14 protein-coding genes are annotated in these 16,341 nt (G+C 72.9%); 12 read left to right on the top strand and 2 right to left on the bottom strand.

All coding sequences use genetic code 11. The features are described from left to right. Positions 1-1,566 carry an alpha/beta fold hydrolase gene (locus WBK31_RS19575; protein ID WP_406675364.1) on the bottom strand — a complete coding sequence of 522 codons (1,566 nt, stop codon included), beginning with the start codon at positions 1,564-1,566 and terminating at the stop codon, positions 1-3. Positions 1,567-2,058: 492 nt separating this feature from the next. Between WBK31_RS19575 and WBK31_RS19570 the strand changes: the two genes are divergently transcribed. The 3 genes from WBK31_RS19570 (at position 2,059) to WBK31_RS19560 (ending at position 4,599) form a co-directional block, all read left to right on the top strand. Beyond that, positions 2,059-2,613: a DUF4142 domain-containing protein gene (locus WBK31_RS19570; protein WP_364053473.1), complete on the top strand. Its 555-nt coding sequence runs from the start codon at positions 2,059-2,061 to the stop codon at positions 2,611-2,613. Positions 2,614-2,649: 36 nt separating this feature from the next. Further along, positions 2,650-3,468 (top strand): hypothetical protein, encoded by an 819-nt coding sequence (locus tag WBK31_RS19565; protein WP_364053470.1) that lies wholly within the window; start codon positions 2,650-2,652, stop codon positions 3,466-3,468. Positions 3,469-3,564: 96 nt separating this feature from the next. Next, positions 3,565-4,599, top strand: coding sequence for a PRC and DUF2382 domain-containing protein (locus WBK31_RS19560; RefSeq protein ID WP_364053467.1), 1,035 nt, complete (start codon positions 3,565-3,567; stop codon positions 4,597-4,599). Between the two features lie 327 nt (positions 4,600-4,926). Here the strand turns inward: WBK31_RS19560 and WBK31_RS19555 are convergent, their stop codons facing one another. Continuing rightward, positions 4,927-6,639 (bottom strand): exo-alpha-sialidase, encoded by a 1,713-nt coding sequence (locus tag WBK31_RS19555; protein WP_364053464.1) that lies wholly within the window; start codon positions 6,637-6,639, stop codon positions 4,927-4,929. A gap of 243 nt (positions 6,640-6,882) precedes the next feature. Here WBK31_RS19555 and WBK31_RS19550 point away from each other — a divergent pair, with 243 nt between their 5' ends. From WBK31_RS19550 to WBK31_RS19510, 9 genes are all read left to right on the top strand, one after another. Continuing rightward, positions 6,883-7,779, top strand: a complete 897-nt coding sequence (locus WBK31_RS19550; protein WP_378788186.1) for a hypothetical protein — start codon at positions 6,883-6,885, stop codon at positions 7,777-7,779. A 68-nt stretch (positions 7,780-7,847) separates the two neighbouring features. Beyond that, a complete protein-coding gene (locus WBK31_RS19545; RefSeq protein WP_364053458.1) occupies positions 7,848-8,153 on the top strand; it encodes a hypothetical protein in 306 nt (101 codons plus the stop codon). 68 nt (positions 8,154-8,221) lie between these two features. Beyond that, complete coding sequence (locus tag WBK31_RS19540) at positions 8,222-9,622, top strand: FAD-binding oxidoreductase (protein WP_378788188.1); 1,401 nt, start codon at positions 8,222-8,224, stop codon at positions 9,620-9,622. A gap of 95 nt (positions 9,623-9,717) precedes the next feature. Then, complete coding sequence (locus WBK31_RS19535) at positions 9,718-11,337, top strand: MFS transporter (RefSeq protein WP_364053452.1); 1,620 nt, start codon at positions 9,718-9,720, stop codon at positions 11,335-11,337. 26 nt (positions 11,338-11,363) lie between these two features. Further along, complete coding sequence (locus WBK31_RS19530; RefSeq protein ID WP_406675363.1) at positions 11,364-12,497, top strand: FAD-dependent monooxygenase; 1,134 nt, start codon at positions 11,364-11,366, stop codon at positions 12,495-12,497. 223 nt (positions 12,498-12,720) lie between these two features. Further along, the gene (locus WBK31_RS19525; protein ID WP_364053446.1) at positions 12,721-13,758 is read left to right on the top strand and encodes an acyl-CoA desaturase; all 1,038 of its coding nucleotides are present in this window, start codon (positions 12,721-12,723) and stop codon (positions 13,756-13,758) included. A 185-nt stretch (positions 13,759-13,943) separates the two neighbouring features. Beyond that, the gene (locus WBK31_RS19520; RefSeq protein ID WP_406675362.1) at positions 13,944-14,558 is read left to right on the top strand and encodes a hypothetical protein; all 615 of its coding nucleotides are present in this window, start codon (positions 13,944-13,946) and stop codon (positions 14,556-14,558) included. A gap of 92 nt (positions 14,559-14,650) precedes the next feature. Further along, a complete protein-coding gene (locus WBK31_RS19515) occupies positions 14,651-15,346 on the top strand; it encodes a copper resistance protein CopC (RefSeq protein WP_364053440.1) in 696 nt (231 codons plus the stop codon). Beyond that, entirely contained in the window at positions 15,336-16,340 is a 1,005-nt protein-coding gene (locus tag WBK31_RS19510) for a hypothetical protein (RefSeq protein ID WP_406675361.1), read from the top strand. The genes WBK31_RS19515 and WBK31_RS19510 overlap by 11 nt, the downstream gene beginning before the upstream one ends. Position 16,341 lies beyond the last annotated feature (1 nt).

Here is a 16,341-nt window from a genome sequence, read left to right as displayed (position 1 = left end):
TCAGACGGGGCCGCGGTAGCCCGGGGGAGGGGTGCCGCCCTGGTAAGCGGGAACGGGGCGGCCGGTCAGGAACGCCCGGAGCAGTCGCAGATGGGCCGTGCTGCGGTCGCCCTCGGCGACGTCGCCAAGGTAGGCGAGGCGGGCGTCGGGCAGCGTCTTCTGGTACGCGGCGGCGGCCGACCAGCTCTCGGCGTCACAGGCGCTCTTGACGATCAGCACAGGAACCTCCACCTCGGCCAGGTCCGCGCGCAGAGACGCGGGCCCCGGCCGCCCGGTCACCGCGACGTAACCCCCAGGAGGGTCCCCGGTACCCCCGGGAGGGTCCCCGGCCAGGGCGGACTTCTCTCGGGACGCGCCGGTCTCCTCCTGGGGCGTGCCAGACCTTCCGCGCGTGACGGCCGCTCCTCCGCGAGGGGCGGTCTCCTCTCCACGCGGGGCGGTCTCTCCGCCGCGTGCGGCGGGTTCCCCTCCGCGTGCGGCGGGCTTCCCAGCAGGGGCGCTGGAGTTCCCTTCGGATGCGGTGGACATCGCTCCGGACACCCGAGTCTCCGCAGGCGCCCGAGGTTCCTTGTCCGTGCGCTTCTTCTCGGGTGCGCGAGTCCCCGCAGGTCCTCCGGCGCCCTCACCGCGGTCGGAGGTCGTCCCGGGCGGCGATGGGCACGGGGGCTCGACGGTCCGGCGCAGACGGGCAAGGTACGCCGCCAGACCGGCCTCACCGGCGTAGGCGTGCGCGGCAGGCGGATCCACCCGGAGCAGAGTCGCGATGGCGAGCGTACGAGGATCCGGCAGATCGGAGGCCAGGTTAGCGGGGTTCGGGAGGGCTGGGGCGGCGGGACGGGACGGGGTGAGCCCGTCAGGGGAGTACAGGGCCGCTCTGGCGACCCGCCCGGGATGGCGTACGAGGTAGGCGGCGGCGAGCTGGGCACCGTGGTCGCGGGCGACGAGGTTCAGCCGCTCGGCACGGAGAAGGCGGCGGATCGCCTCCAGGTCGGCCACGTCCCGGTCGAGGCCGTAGCCGCGCGGGTCGGCGAGCCGGGCGGACCGTCCCGCGCCGACCTGGTCGTAGACGTACACCTCGAAACCCTCGGACGCAAGCCGCCCGTAGAACGCAGCGTCGCCGGCCAGGTCACCGATCCCGGGCCCGCCGTGCAGGAACACCACCGGCTCCGGCCGGGTGACCCTCTTCGGAGCGGTACGTACGTACGCAAGCCGAGACCCCGTCGGCAACCGCCACTCCCGCTGCCCCGGCACCTTGGCGACCGGCTCGGCCGGCGGAGGCGGCCCGAGCGTAGCGGCACCGACCTGCCACACCACCAACGCCTCGACGGCGAGCAGCGCCACCGCCCGCACCCAACGCCCCCACACCGCCCGCGGCCGGGGCACGCACAGCAGCAGCCCCAGGAAGAACACCGACGCGAACACCGCCAGCCCCGTCACCGCGAACACCACCGGCCGCGCCCCCACCATCGCGGTCCCGGCCAGCGCGGCCAGCCCCAGCACCGGCGAGAGCGCCAGCACCCCGGCACCCGCCAGCACCCGCCCGGTGATCCTGGCGACCAAAGCCACAAAAGGGACGGTAGTGCAATCCACCCCGCCGCGACCCGCAAACCAGCCGCACAGTGCGCCTGGCCCGCGACGTCCACCCGCGAGCCCGGACGGGCGCGGCGTCCTCACCCCCGGGTTCCGGGTGCGGCTGCGAGGCGGTGAAGGCCGCGGCGGGTTCGGGCGAGGGAGCCGGGCAGGTGCGGGTTTTCCGGCGGTTCGGCCGGGCAGGCGGGACCCGGTGATCGGAAGCGCGAATGCGCCTGCGGCGTGGACACGATCGGAAGGGACGGACGCGCGGCACGCAAGCGTGATCGGAAGGAGCGGGCACCGACGCGATCCGGCCGGCATCGGGAGGGCGCCTGGGTGGGCGAGTGAGCGTCGGCTGGTGGACGAGTCGGCGTCGGGTGGGTGGACGCGGGTGGACGCGCCCGTCGAAGGCGGATGCCGGGCTGGGGCAAGGGTGACGATTACGCTCTGTGTGTGAGATGTACCACTCCGTCATAGGAAGCCTTCATGCGCGCACGTCTGACCCTGTCGCTGGCCGTCATCACCCTGGCCGTTCTGCCCGGCTGTGCCGGGCAGCAGCCGCCGCACACCGCGGCGGTGCCCGCATCGCCGACCGATGCCGGAGCCGAGGTCTCTGAGCAGGACCGCGAGTGGATGCGGCTCATCCACCAGGCGAACCTGGCCGAGGTCCAGGCGGGGCGGCTGGCTCAGGGCAAGGCCACCACGAAGCAGATCAAGAAGGTCGGCGAGACGCTCGTAAAAGATCACACCCAGCTCGACATCAAGGTCACCAAGACGGCCGAGCAGCTCGGCATCGACCTGCCCACCTCGCCGTCGCCGGAGCAGTACGAGATGCTCGACCGTATCCAGAGCGTCAGCGGGCAGGACTTCGACCAGGACTTCCTGTCAGGGATGATCAAGGCGCACCGGCAGGCGCTGAACGCCACGAAGACCGAGATCTCCAAGGGCTCCGCGCAGCCGGTGGTGTCGCTGGCCAAGGAGGCGGCGTCGTCCCTGGAGAAGCATCTCGCCGACCTGCGCAAGGCTCAGGGCGGCGGCTGACCGGCACGACACGGATCGCGCAGGAGGCGATGGACGGTGAGCGGGACGGACGAAGCCGCGCGCAAGCTCAAGGGTGCGGCGGGCGAGGTCGTGCGCAAGCTCAAGGGTGCGGCGGGCGAGGTCGTGCGCGGGCGTGAGGGTGTGGCGGGCGAAGCTGCGCGCGGGCGTGAGGGTGTGGCGGACCAAGTCGCGCGCAGGCTCGGGAGCACGGCCGGGAAGGTGGCGCGGGCGGTGGCGCGGCTGGTCGCGGTGCTGCGGCGCGGGCGCGCCCTGCACCCGCGCGGTCAGCTACTGCAGGGGACGCTCACGGTGGGGTCGGAGCTGCTGGGGGAGCACGGCGAGCACGAGGTTCCGGTACGGCTGTCCAAGGGCGTGTCGCTGCCCGGCCGCCTGCCCGACGTGCTGGGCCTGGCCGTACGCCTGCCCAACGGCGTCGATCTGCTGCTGTCCACCGGGTACGGCTTCCTGCCGGTGCCCAGGCGGGGCTTCACCTCGGGCCCGTACTCGACGCTCGCCTCCTACCGCTGCGGGTCGCGGCGCTGCAGGATCGTGGCCAGGCCGGAGGCCGGCGGGCGGGTGCCGGTCGATCCGGCGGAGCTGCCAGGAGTGCTGGAACACCGGGACCTGGTGTTCCACCTGTGGGCGGGGATGCGGTACCTGGGGCGGCTGCGGGTGCACACGGCGCTCACCGGGCAGGATCTGACGTTCGATCCGCTCGTCAACAGCGTCCCCCACCTGTGCCCGGCGAGCCGCCTGCAGGTGCTGCGCGGTGCCGCGTACGAGGGGTCGCGGCAGGGCCGGCGGGCGAAGCTGGGACGCGGCGGGGATTGGCGCGAGAGTCGTTCCGCGAAATAGGGCGAAACGTGCCCAGAACATATACGGAAAAGTCGCGATATGGGGTATTTGTCCTTTTTGGAACCAGGACAACACACCAGGGGGATCGTCGTGGCTATGAACACAGAGATCCGTAACCTGCTCGACTGCCATGTCGTGGGATCCGACGGGCAGCCGATCGGGAAGGTGGGCCAGGTCTACCTCAACGACCGCTCGGGCGAGCCCGAGTGGGTGACCGTACGTACGGGGTTCTTCGGCATGAAGCAGACCTTCGTGCCGCTGCAGGACGCTCGCCGCTCGGGTGAGGAGCTCAGAGTCCCCTTCGACAAAGAGATGATCAAGGGGGCGCCCAACATCGACGTGGACGGCAGACTCTCGCTCGACGAGGAGGCCGACCTCTACCGCTACTACGGCATGCAGCCGGCGGACGTCCCACGCCAGCGCACCGGCGAGACGACGGCCGGCGGCGGCCAGGGCCTGCTGGGCAGACCGGCCGCGATGGAGACGGACCGGCCGGGCGGGCTGGAGGAGTCCGATCGCCTCATCGGGGACACGCCAGACAGGACCGACAAGCCCGGGTTCATGTCCGACAGGACCGACGAGCCCGGCTTCATGCCCGGCGGCCCGGCCACCGGCAGGCGTGCCGACATGCCCGGCGAGGCCGGCGGCATGAGAGACGACATGTCCGGCGAACGGGCGCGGAGCTTCGCGGGCGAGACCGGCGGCGGCTTCGCCGAGGACCGCGACATCGACATGACGCGGTCGGAGGAACAGCTGCACATCGGCAAGGAAAGCCGGGAAAGCGGACGCGTCCGGCTGCACAAGTACGTGGAAACGGAGAACGTCCAGGAAACGGTCCCGCTTTCGCACGAGGAAATCGTCATAGAGCGCGAGGACATTCGCGACGCCGGATTGTCCGGGCCGTACGAGATCGGCGCGGAGGACAGGGAGATGATCCTGCACGAGGAGCGTCCGGTGATCGGCAAGGAGACCGTTCCCGTCGAGCGCATTCACGTGCACAAGAGGGACGTCCAGAGCGAGGAGGTCGTCGAAGGGCAGATCCGCAAGGAGCGCCTGGAGATCGACGAGGAAGGCACGAACAGGGACGACAGAGGATTCGGCCGAGGCGACGGGTCCCCACCGAGCCGGTAGGCGAACGCGCGCCCCGGACGGTCGCGCGCCGGACGGCCGGGGCGCAGGCGGCCACATGCCAGGCGGCCACGCCGGTGGCTGGTCGGGCGCCGGGCGCCGGGCGGCTACGCCGGTGGGTGGTCGGGTGCCGGGTGCCGGGCGGGCGCGCAGGTGCAGATCCTAGCCGTCGCGGACAAATCCGAGGGCCGCTACGTCGCACCAGAACGGTGATTCCGAAAGCGCGCCGGCCGACGTCTCGCAGCACCACGCAGTGACGTTTCCCGATAGCCGTTGAAGGCGAAACCACGGACCACCCGACCACCTCTCGGCGGCTTTTCAGGAAATAGCTCAGGAATACAGTTCCAGCTCGTTCAGCATGCTGCACGATGCCCCGATCTCCGGTTCACAACCGGACCGGACGGCAGGCAGCACGATCTTGACGTACCGGGCGGTCCGTCCGATCGTCGCGTACCGCAGCGCGTAATCGATCCGGTCCTCGACCGTGAGCACCGGCGGACCCCATGATCGCCCGTCCTCCGACACGTACACGCGCGCCGACGCCGGATGTCCGGGCCGCAGGCTGAGCCCGATGCGGCTGATCGGTCGGGGACGGTCGAAGCGGAGCACGTAACGGCCGCGCCCGGCCGCGACGGCGCTCGACCAGTAGCCGGTGCCGCCGTCGAAGGCCCCGGCGGGACGCGTGCGCGGGCGGTGCGGGCTGGACCAGCGCATCGTCGTGGAGATCCGCAGCTCGCCACGGCGGCGCAGGTCGGCCAGGTCGAGGCGGGTGCCGGGAACGGCGACGTCGAAGAGCAGCCGCTTGATCGCGTACCAGCCGCCGTGCTCGAACCGCCCGTGCGCGGGGCAGGCGGTCTCGTCGAGCAGCCCGTCCGGCCGTACGCCCGGCAGCTTGCAGTTGTCGAAGACCTGGATGAGCCGGTGCGGCCCGACGGCGGCGATGCCGGTGTAGCCGGACGAGCCGTGCGCGTCCCAGATGCCGTCCCGGTTGTGGTACGTGACGCGCGGCTCGAGCCACTGCTCGCCGATGCCGTCGGGGGAGATCGCGAGCCAGTTGTCCGGGCGTCCCGCGCTGAGCACGAGCGCGCCGCCGGGCATGAGCAGCAGCCGCGGGGCGACGCCGCGCACCACGCAGTCGAGCCCGGAGAAGCGCAGCTCGCGGGCCGGTGCCCAGGTGTGGCCGCCGTCGGCGGAGCGGCTCTGCCACAGCGTCGCGTACGGCCCGCCGTCGCGCCGCAGCACCGCCACCAGGCTCCCGTCCGCGGCCTGCGCGATCGCGGCCTCGGTGAAGGCGAAGCCGCCGGCGGGCTCGGCGATGACCCCGCGCCTGACGAAGGTGCGGCCGCCGTCGCCGCTGGCGTACACCTCGGCCTGGTAGGCGTCCGTGCCGGCGTAACGGGCGTACACGGTGATGAGGATCGTGCCGTCGGCGAGCTGGACCGGCGCGCCGTGCGCGGCGCCGCCGGGTAGCAGCTCGCCGGGCGTGACCAGCGTGGCCTCGGAGCGCACCCAGCTCTCGCCGTCGGACAGCGCGGACGAGGTGAGCACGCCGAGCCGCGCGGTGTGCGGCCCGGTGCGGGCCGGATAGTACTCGGTGGCGAAGAAGCGGCCGTCCAGCAGCTCGATCGGCGACTCGCGCAGCGGCGTGGGCCCGGCGGGGCCGAACGTGCGCCCGTCGTCATCGGAGACGGCCGCCGCGCTGGTGAGGACGACCACGCGGTCCACGTTCGTGGTGAACGTGGTGATGACCTTGCGCGCGGGCCGCCCGTCCGGCCCGATCACGTCAAGTGCCGACACGTTGGGGAACCCGGCGAAGTCGAGCCGCTCGGTGTTGGTCGGCTCGGGCGCGAGTGGCGGGGGATACGGGTGAATCCAGCCCAGTGAGGAAGCAGTGGCGATGAGGTAAGCCCCGGACTGGAGGGAGTGCTCCGGTAGCACGCAGTAACCGGGCTCGGCCTGCGCGCGACCGGGCGCCGCGGGCGGCGCGAGGACCGCCGACATGGCCAGCGACAGGCCTGCGACCATGGATCTTGGCACCCGCACGCGCTCGCTCCTCGGCTCCCCCTGCCGACCGCCGGCATCTGAGCGCACTTTAGATCATCGACAGCGCGTAACACCGCATTCACCTGCGGGAAGTCGGCGGTTCACGGCGCTACCCAGGTTCGGCCGGGTGTATGCATGCCGGTTGCGTAAAGTGGCAGTTGACAGAGAACCGGCTCCTGACGACTATCGGGACGGCACTATTAAGTGTCAATTTACGTAGGTCGGGTCAGGAGGTGGCCCTCAATGAGCATCGAGCCGAGGGCGAGCGTAGCCCCCGAGCGCGTGCTGCCCACCCCGGCGCCGATGGCGCCGGAGACGGCCGCGCAACAGCGGGTCGTCGAACGGATCTGCGCCAGGGTCGCGCCGGCCGGCGTGGACGTCGGCGTAGCAGAACTACCCCCCGGCGGACTGCAGGTGTGGATCGACACCCCGGTGCCGATCGCCGAGCAGGAGTCGTGGGTGCTGTACCACCGCATGGCCCGCGAAGTGGCGCTGGTCGGCTGGCACTGCGAGGCCGACGCCGACCGCCTGCTGGTCCTGGGCTGGAGCGCCGCGTGCCTGCACAACCGGGTACGCCTGCTGCAGAGCGGGCTGCGCAGGCTCGCCGACTTCGAGCCCACCGCCCAGCGGGCCGTGCAGCTCGACGGCCGCGACCCCGGCGACGCGCCGGCGACGCGGCTGGTGGACGAGGTGTGCGCCGCCATCAAGCGGCGGCTGCGCTGGCCGGAGCGGCTGGCGGAGCTCGACGGGTTCGAGCGCAGCTCGGGCCTGCCGCACCTGCAACTGCTCCTCGCCCAGGTCGCCGGCCTGGAGGCGAAGGTGGCAGCGGCCTGCGAAGAGCACCTCGTCATGGCGCGGGTGCTGGCGCGGGCCGTCATCGAGCACCACGCGCGGCACGGGGATCCGGCCCGCGCGCGGCGCGACGTACTGGCGGAGTCGCGCCGATGGGTGCACGCCAGTTCCATGATCCGCGTGACGGCCACCGCACGGCCGATCACCACAGGCGCGGGCCGGCCGCACATGAGCCTGGCCGAGCGCCGCATCGCCGCGAGCGTCATCAACCACGGCGTGCCGCGGGCGACCCCCGTGGCCGTCACTCCCCGGGTCGCACCTGTCGATCTCGGAGAGGGCGCGCGCTGACCTCGAACCGCTCAACGGCGAGCGGTCGCCCGGAAAACCCCAGATTGATCCGGTAGGAGAGTCCCGTCATGCGAACCCCCCCGCACCTTCCCGCCCGACCCAGGCATGACCGTACCGACCGGGCCCGCGCCGAGCAGCCCAGGCGTCACCCGTACGGGCGGGACCTGCCCGCCCAGGCCGCTCCGCACACCACGTACACGGTCCAGAACGACCACGTGCAGGGCGATCCGTTCCGTGGCCGCTTCGGCACCCCGTTCGAGGCGGCACCGCCCCCCGAGGCGGACGCGTTCGTCGAGCAGCGGCTGCTCGGCATCAGGGAGATGTCCAACCAGGCCATCGGCTCCATCGACGACCTGCTCCAGCACACCGTCTGAAGTCGTCACCAGCGGCCCCCGACGGCGGAGGCCGGAAGAGCGTCAACCGCACCACTTTGGAGAGAGTCATGCAGGACCTTTCGCGCCCCGAACTGCGGTCGCGTGACGTCGGGGGCCACCAGCCGCGCACCGTGGCGGGCATCGAGACGCCGCGCACCCTCGACGAGGTACGCACCCTCGTCCGGCAGGCCATGGTGGACAAGCTCCGCCTGTACCCGATCAGCACGGGCAGGAACTGGGGCATGGGCTCGGCCATGCCCGTCACCGACGACAACCTCGTCGTCGACCTCGGCGGCATGAACCGCATCCGCGGCCTCGACCTCGACAACGGCTACGCGATCGTCGAGCCGGGCGTCACCCAGCGGCAGCTCGCCGAGGTGCTGGAGGGCACCCCGTGGATGCTGAACGTCACCGCCTCGTGCGCCGACACGTCGGTGATCGGCAACGCGCTCGACCGCGGCGACGGCTCCATCCGCTCCCGCGTCCACGACGTGGCCGGGCTGGAGGCCGTGCTCGCCGACGGCAGCGTGGTCACCACCGGCGGCCTCGACCCCGCCGGCCACTACCACGGCCGGGTCGCCGGACCCGACCTGACGCAGGCGTTCGTCCAGCACAACCTCGGCATCGTCACCGCGATGGCGGTCTCGCTGGTGCCGCGCCCGCAGACCATCGCGCTCGTGCACGGCCGCCTGCCGGCCCACCAGGCGGGCCTGGCGGTGGAGGCGGTCTCCGGCTTCCTGCGCCGCGGCAACCCGGCCGACGGGCTGATGCGCGTACGCGAGCTGTCCCTCGTCCCCGCCTACGGCGACTGGACGCTGCCCGCCGGCGTCGACCCGAGCCTGTTCACCGTGCTCGGGCCGCTCATGGGCAGCGACGCCACCGTGGAGCTGGCCGAGGAGCTGCTGCGCAAGTCGCTCATCGAGGTCGAGGGCGCCGAGGCGCTGCGCGTCGTCGACACCGCCACGGTCGACCCCGGCGACCCCCTGTACCCCAGGGCGCTCATGTCGCGGGGCATCCCCACCTGCCTCGGCGTGCACCACGCGCTGAACGTGACCTCCTGCGACCAGATCGACGACGGCCCGATGGGCTTCCTCGCGCTGCTTCCGCTCATGCCGCAGCAGGCCCGCAAGACCGAGCACATCGTGGCCGGTCTGCAGGCCGCGGTGGACGCGCACAGCACCGCGATGATGATCGAGTGGAACATGGTCAGCCCGCACCGGGCCAACGGCGTCATGCAGATCTTCTTCGACCGCGGCGCCCCCGGCGCGGCGCACCGGGCGCACCAGCTCCGCAACGACGGCAACTGCGTGCTGCGCGCCAACGGCTGCGCCATCTACCGCTCCGACATCGACCACGCCGCCGCCGACGTCTGGTCCGAGACCAGCACCGCCGGCCTCGGCATGCTGCACCGCCTCAAGACGGCGCTCGACCCGGACGGCCTGCTCTCGCCCGGCCGGTACGGCGCCTGACCCAGGAGCCAGACACAGACAACGCGCCGCCCCGGCGCGCGGCCGGAGCGCCCGGGGCGGGGAGAACGGCTCGACGCATCCCAAGGAGGATCCACGTGCGTTCGTCACCAGCGGCCGTCAGGCCCACCACGACCAGCAGGCGTCACGGCGTGATGCTGCGCCTGGTCGGCGCGGGCGTCATGTTGGCGGTGATGGCCGACACCACGGCCACCACTCTGGCGGTGGGAGTGCTCAAGTACACGCCCGCCGGCGCCGGCATGCCGCTCGGTGACCTGGTCTGGCTGACCAGCGCGGCGTTCATCCCGATCGCCGCGCTGCTGGCCACCGCGGGCCGCTGGGCCGACCTGTTCGGCCGGCGGCGGGTGCTCGCGGTCGGGCTCGTGGTGTTCGTGCTGGGCGGCATCGCCACCGTCACCGTGGAGTCCTGGTCCGCCGTGCTGGCCGCACGGGCCGTCCAGGGCGCGGGTGCCGCGGCGATGATCCCGGCCAGCCTCGGGCTGCTGCTCGGCGAGCTGCCCGAGTCGCAGCGGCGCGGCGCGATCGCGCTGTGGAGCTCCGCCTCCGGGCTCGGCTGCCTGCTCATGCAGGCCGGCGGCGGCTGGCTCGCCGCGGCCATCGGCTGGCGGGCGCTGTTCGTCCCCAACGTGGTGATCGGCGTGCTCCTGCTGATCGCCTGCCTCGGAGTGCCCTCGGGCAAGCGCGGCAACGCCAAGGGCGTGCCGGACGTCCTCGGCGCGTGGCTGCTGGCCGCCGGCATCGCGGTGATCGTGCTCGCCATCTCCAAGGCCATGGAGTGGGGGACGGACGTGCTGTGGCTGGGGCTGGCCGCCCTGGCGCTGATCGGCGGCGCGCTCGCCCAGGCGCGGCACCACCACCTGCCCGCCATCGACCTGGCCCTGTGGCGGCGGCCCAAGTTCGTCTGGGGCTGGCTGGCCACCTGGGGATTCGGCGCGCTGTCGTACGGGCTGCTCACCGTGCAGCCCCTCTACCTGCTGCACCTCGGCTACCCGATGCTGGAGGTGGCCATGTGGCTCACCCCGACCTCGGTGGCCGTCGTCGTGACGAGCTTCCTGGCCGGGAAGCTGGTCAAGCGGGTCGGTGCGTACGGGCTCATCTACGCCGGCTCGCTGCTGTGCGGCGGCGCCTGCGTGATCGTGCTGACGCAGGCAGGACCCACCATCTGGGGACTGATCGCCAGCGTCGTGGTCGGCATGGGCGTCGGCGCGCTCGCGCCCGGCACCTCCGTCGCCACCACCCTGGCCGCCCGCCCCCACCAGTACGCCTCCGCCGTCGGCGCGGCCACCATGGCCCGCATGGTCGGCGGAGCGGTCGGCGTCGCCGTCGTGTCGGTCGTGATCGACCACCCGTTCATGACCGGCCCCTTCGCGGGCCTGGCCGGCGCGCTCGCCATGTGCGTGGCCATCTCGGTGCTGATCGGCGCGCTGGCACTCACCAAGATCACCCGGCTCAGGCCGGACCCGGGTGACGTAATGATCAAGGTGCCCCGCCGGATGCTGCTCGAACTGCGCATGACCCTCGCCACCGTGGCGGCCGAGGCCGACGCGCTGCTGCCGGTCGAGACCCGCGCTCCCTCCGCAGATCCGCACACCGCCCCGCACACCGGCCCGCACACCGACCCGCACAACGACCGGGTCCCGCGGCCGCGTACGGCCGAGCCGGGGCCGCTCGCCGGGACCCGCGGGCACACGAACTAGATCAACCATTCAGAAGGGCTCTCGTCATGGCTACCACATCGTGCGACGTAGCGATCGTCGGCGCCGGGCTCGGCGGCTGCTTCCTGGCCTTGCTGCTGGGCCGCCGCGGGCAGCGCGTCGCCGTCATCGAGCAGGGACCATCGGTCCCGAGCGCGGGCGCCGACTTCCTCAAGCCCCCGGGGCTGCGCGTGCTGGCCAGGCACGGGCTGGCGGACCTCGTCGGCCGCCAGGGCCTGCGGCGCGACACCATCCGCTACTACCACGATGGCGACCCCATCCAGGAGATCCGCTTCCCCGAAGGCGGCTTCCTGATCCGCCCGTACCGCGAGCTGGTCGAGCTCATCTACACCTCGTGCACGATGGCGGGCGTCGAGTTCTGGTTCGACGCCGGCATCGGCGACCTCGACCTCGGCGAGGGCCGCCCCGCCGAGCTGACGCTCAAGGACGGGCGCACCCTACGAGCCGGCGTCGTCATCGGCGCCGACGGCACCAAGTCCGTCGTCCGGCGCTCGCTCGGGATCGAGCAGCGCGTATCGCCGTACGAGCGGCTGATCATGCGGGTGGCGACCGTGCCGCTCAGCGCCAGCGTCGCCCAGCTCAACCGGCTGTACTTCTCCTCCGAGGGCTGGTTCACCTACCTCTACCCGGTCGGCAGGGACGAGGCCCGCGTGTTCGTCGGCCTGCCGCCGGAGGACGACCAGGAGATCTTCGAGGACGGCATCCCGTCGCTGCTCGACGAGCTGAAGAAGTTCGTCACCGACAGCTCCGACGCCTTCAACCACCTGCAGGCGGCGACCTGGCAGCGCATCAAGGTGTCGTCGCTGCGGGTCGAGTCCTACCACCGGGGCAACGCCGCGCTGCTCGGCTCGGCCGCGTTCGCCTGCCACCCGATGACCGGCATGGGCATGAGCTACACGGTCCGCGACGCCGAGATCCTCGCCGACGTCATCTGCGCCGCCGGCGGCGACCCCGAGGAGCTCGACCGGCTGCTGTACGCCCGCTACGAGCCGCGCAGGCACGCCCACCGCCAGCTCATCGACTACGGCGACGCGCTGGCCACGACCTTCCCCGACCGGGAGGCCTACCTCGCGGCCTTCCGCCCGGACCTGCACATCTTCGGTGAGGCGGGTGCCGTGCCGAATGTGCCGCAACTCGTCTGAGCCGCGCCCCCGCCGCCCGCCGTTCCCCACCTGGTGAGGTCGTTCAGTGCCGCGCTGAGTGCGGTGGCAGCCCGATACCCAGGCGGCGGGGGCGCTCCGGCGGGCGATCACGGGTAGTGCTGGCCCTACCCCCGAATCGGGTGGCAGCGGGGGTCCGCCGGCACCCCTCGCGCCGCGATGCTGAGGAGCGATCACACAATCCCCTCGGCATCCGGAGACGCATGTGACTGTGACGGAGACCTCCCGCGCCCCCTCGGGGCGGCGGGGAAGCGACTACGCGAGATTGTCGCGGCTCATCGCCCAGGCGGGGCTGCTCGACCGGCGGCCCGGCTACTACGCGGTCAGGATCGGACTGGTCGCCGCCCTGTTCGCCGGCACGTGGGCGCTGTTCGCCGCGGTCGGGGACTCGTGGTGGCAGATCCCCGTCGCCGTGCTGCTCGCGGTGGCCTTCGGTCAGGTCACGCTGCTCGCCCACGACCTGGCGCACGGACAGATCTCCCGCTCCCGGCGCACCAGCAGGATCGCCGGGCTGCTCGTCGGCAACCTCGCCGTCGGGCTCAGCTACGGCTGGTGGATGGACAAGCACACCCGCCACCACGCCAACCCCAACCACGAGGACCACGACCCCGATGTCAGCCCCGACATCCTGGTGTGGTCGCGGCGGCAGGCCGAGGCCAGCCGGGGGCTGCCCCGCTTCATCGGGCGTTACCAGGCGTGGCTGTTCTTCCCGCTGCTCACCCTCGAAGGCGTCAACCTCAAGGTGTCGAGCTTCCGCGCGCTGCGCAGGCCCACGCTCAAGAACCGGGGGCTCGAAGGAGCGCTGCTCGGCGGGCACACGCTGGCGTACCTGGGGGCGCTGCTCCTGGTGCTGCCGCTGCCCAAGGCGCTGCTCTTCCTCGCCGTGCACCAGGCCTGCTACGGCATCTACCTCGGCTGCACCTTCGCGCCCAACCACAAGGGCATGCCGGTGCTCACCGCGGAGGACGAGCTGGACTTCCTCCGCAGGCAGGTGCTGACCTCGCGCAACGTGCGCGGCGGGCACCTGGTCACCATCGCGCTCGGCGGCCTGAACTACCAGATCGAGCACCACCTGTTCCCCAGCATGCCCACCGCGAACCTGCACAAGGCGCGGCCCATCGTGCGCGACTACTGCGCCTCGCTCGGCATCGACTACGTCGAATGCGGGCTGCTGGAGTCGTGGGGGCAGGCGCTGCGCCACCTCCACGACGTCGGCCGCCCGCTGCGCGCGGCCAGGGCGTGACGACCGCGTCCCCTCGACGGCCGGGCTCCTGATGGCCGGGCTCTTGATGGCCGGGCTCTTGATGGCCGGGCTCTTGATGACCGGGTGCCGCCGCCCCGACGCGGACCTGATGGCCGGGGTGCCGTCATCCGACGCGCGCGTCACGGATCCCGGGGGCGCGGGTGGCGTGTGGAAGGATGGCGGTTGTGTCCTCCGCGACATCCCCGGCCCCACTGCCCTGCGCGCCCGCCGCTGCGCGGGCGGCTGGCGCGCCCTCGGCCGCCGCAGTTCTGCGGCTGGCGCGGGCCGTGGTGTTCGCCACGGTCTGCGGCGCGGTGTCGGCGGGCGGGCACGTGCTGGCCGGGGGAGGCCCGGTGCCGCTCCCGGTCTACCTGGCCGCGGTGCTGGCGACGCTCGCGATGGCGTACCTCGCCGACGGGCGGGAGCGCGGGCTCGGCGCCGTGCTCGCGGCCACCGCCGGCACCCAGACGCTGCTCCACCAGATCTTCGAACGGCTCGCACCCGGCGAGCTGACCGGCCACGTCCACGGCCACGCGGCCACGGGCATGATGCTGGTCCACCTGACGGTCGCGGCGCTGACCGCGTGGTGGCTGCACCGCGGCGAGCGCGCGCTGTGGCTGATCATCCGCCTGTACGGCATCCCGCTCCCGGCCACCAGGCTGCTCGTCACCGCACCGGCCGTGGCAGAGCCCTGGACGCCCGCTTGGCGACCGGCCACCCCCGAGGCCGCCCCGCGCAGGGGCCGCCTCATCTCCCGCGCGATCAGCAGGCGAGGGCCGCCCGTGCTCCGGCGTCACTGACGCCCGCCACGGTTCCTCTTCACCCCTGGCCTGTGTCCGGACGTCCGGCGCCACGGGCGCGGTCGTCCGGAAGATCATTCTGGAGACCCATCATGGCATTCCCGCCACGCCACATCCACCGAGCGACCACCCGCACGGCCGCCCCGGCGCCCACCGCCGGAGGCACCCCCGCGCCTGTCGCGCGGCTCCGCGCGGTCGCCGCCGTGCTCGCCGCGCTGTTGAGCGCCTGCCTCGTGCTGGCCTTCACCGCCTCGCCCGCGCTCGCGCACGACTCGCTCAAGCGCAGCTCGCCCGCCAAGGACGCCGAGGTCGCCGCGCTCGACGAGATCGAGCTGGAGTTCACCGCGAGCGTCAAGTTCCCGTTCGTGGTGCTGCACGACGCGGGCGGCGAGCAGCTCCCGCTGGGCGAGCCCGAGCTGAACGGGCCGGTCGTCACCGCGGGGGTGACGCAGCCGCTCGCGCCCGGCTCGTACACGATCGCCTGGCGCGTCGTCTCCTCCGACGGGCACCCCATCGAGGGCGAGATCCCCTTCAGCGTGAAGGGATCGCCGTCGGACGCTCCCGCGTCGCCGCCGGCCACCGGTGAGGCGGCCGCGGCGCCGTCCACCGCCGCCCCGGCCGGGCGGCAGGGCGACGCCGCCGCCGAGTCCGCGGCGCAGACCGGCGTCCCCGCCTGGATCTGGATCGTGTTCGCGGTGCTGGTCGTGCTCGGCGTGCTCGTCTGGCTGCGGACCGCGCGCCGCGCACCGGAGGAGGCGCCCAAACCGGAGGAAGTGGATGCGGATTGAGCGGGCACGGGAGATCGCCCGGCAGTGGGTCCTCGACGAGGGGACGGGGCTGCCGGGGTTCGGCGGGGCGTTCCTGACCGGGTCGGTCCTGTGGGCCGAGCCGGACGACGAGCTGGCCCCGCACTCCGACGTGGACGTCATGGTCGTCGCCGACCCCGAGGCCGGCGCCGGGCACCTCGGCAAGTTCCGTTACGAGGGGGTGCTGCTCGAGGTCTCCACCATGGCGGCGCCCCGCTCCGTCCACGACGTGCTCAGCGACTACCACCTGGCCGGCAGCCTCCACCTCCCGGGGCTGCTGGCCGACCCCACGGGGCGGCTGGCCGAGATCCAGCGCGGGGTGGCCCGCGACTTCGCGGAACGCCCCTGGGTGCTGGCCCGCTGCACGGCCGCCATGGACCGGGTGCGGGCCTGGCTCAACGGCATCGACGAGTCCGCGCCGCTGCCCGCCCAGGTCACCTCGTGGTTGTTCGGCACCGGCGTGACCACCCATGTGCTGCTGGTGGCCGGGCTGCGCAACCCGACCGTACGACGCCGCTACGCCGCCGTCCGCGACCTGCTCGGCGAGCACGGGCGGCTCGACCAGCACGAGAGCCTGCTCGACCTGCTCGGCTGCGCCCACCTCGGCCGCGCCCAGGTCGAGGGGCACCTGGCGGTGCTGGAGAAGGTGTTCGACGCCACCGCCCCGCTGCGGGTGCCCGGCTACCGGTTCGACACCGACATCAGCCCCGCCGCCCGCCCGTCCGCCATCGACGGCACCCGCGAGCTGATCGACTCGGGCCGGCACAGGGAGGCGGTGTTCTGGCTGGTGGCGACGTACGCGCGCTGCCTGGACAAGCGGGCGCTGGCGGGGGAGCGGGGCTACGAGGACGGCTTCCGCGAGCTGCTCGCCGACCTGGGCGCGGCCACGCGCGCCGACCGCCGCAGGCGCGCCGACCGGGTGCTGGCCGCGCTGCCGGAGCTGTGGCACACCGCCACCGCGCTCATGCCGCCCTGAG

The sequence above is a fragment of the Nonomuraea sp. N2-4H genome (genome assembly GCF_045291505.1).
Classification (GTDB): Bacteria; Actinomycetota; Actinomycetes; order Streptosporangiales; family Streptosporangiaceae; genus Nonomuraea; species Nonomuraea fastidiosa.
The sequence above is the reverse complement of the archived record's forward strand: the minus strand, read 5'-3'. Positions and strand labels throughout refer to the sequence as shown.

Coding starts and splice junctions, on each gene's coding strand:
- WBK31_RS19570 (WP_364053473.1), top strand. CDS start 2,059: ATGCGCGCACGTCTGACCCTGTCGCTGGCCGTCATCACCCTGGCCGTT.
- WBK31_RS19560 (WP_364053467.1), top strand. CDS start 3,565: ATGAACACAGAGATCCGTAACCTGCTCGACTGCCATGTCGTGGGATCC.
- WBK31_RS19550 (WP_378788186.1), top strand. CDS start 6,883: ATGAGCATCGAGCCGAGGGCGAGCGTAGCCCCCGAGCGCGTGCTGCCC.
- WBK31_RS19545 (WP_364053458.1), top strand. CDS start 7,848: ATGCGAACCCCCCCGCACCTTCCCGCCCGACCCAGGCATGACCGTACC.
- WBK31_RS19540 (WP_378788188.1), top strand. CDS start 8,222: ATGCAGGACCTTTCGCGCCCCGAACTGCGGTCGCGTGACGTCGGGGGC.
- WBK31_RS19530 (WP_406675363.1), top strand. CDS start 11,364: ATGGCTACCACATCGTGCGACGTAGCGATCGTCGGCGCCGGGCTCGGC.
- WBK31_RS19515 (WP_364053440.1), top strand. CDS start 14,651: ATGGCATTCCCGCCACGCCACATCCACCGAGCGACCACCCGCACGGCC.
- WBK31_RS19510 (WP_406675361.1), top strand. CDS start 15,336: ATGCGGATTGAGCGGGCACGGGAGATCGCCCGGCAGTGGGTCCTCGAC.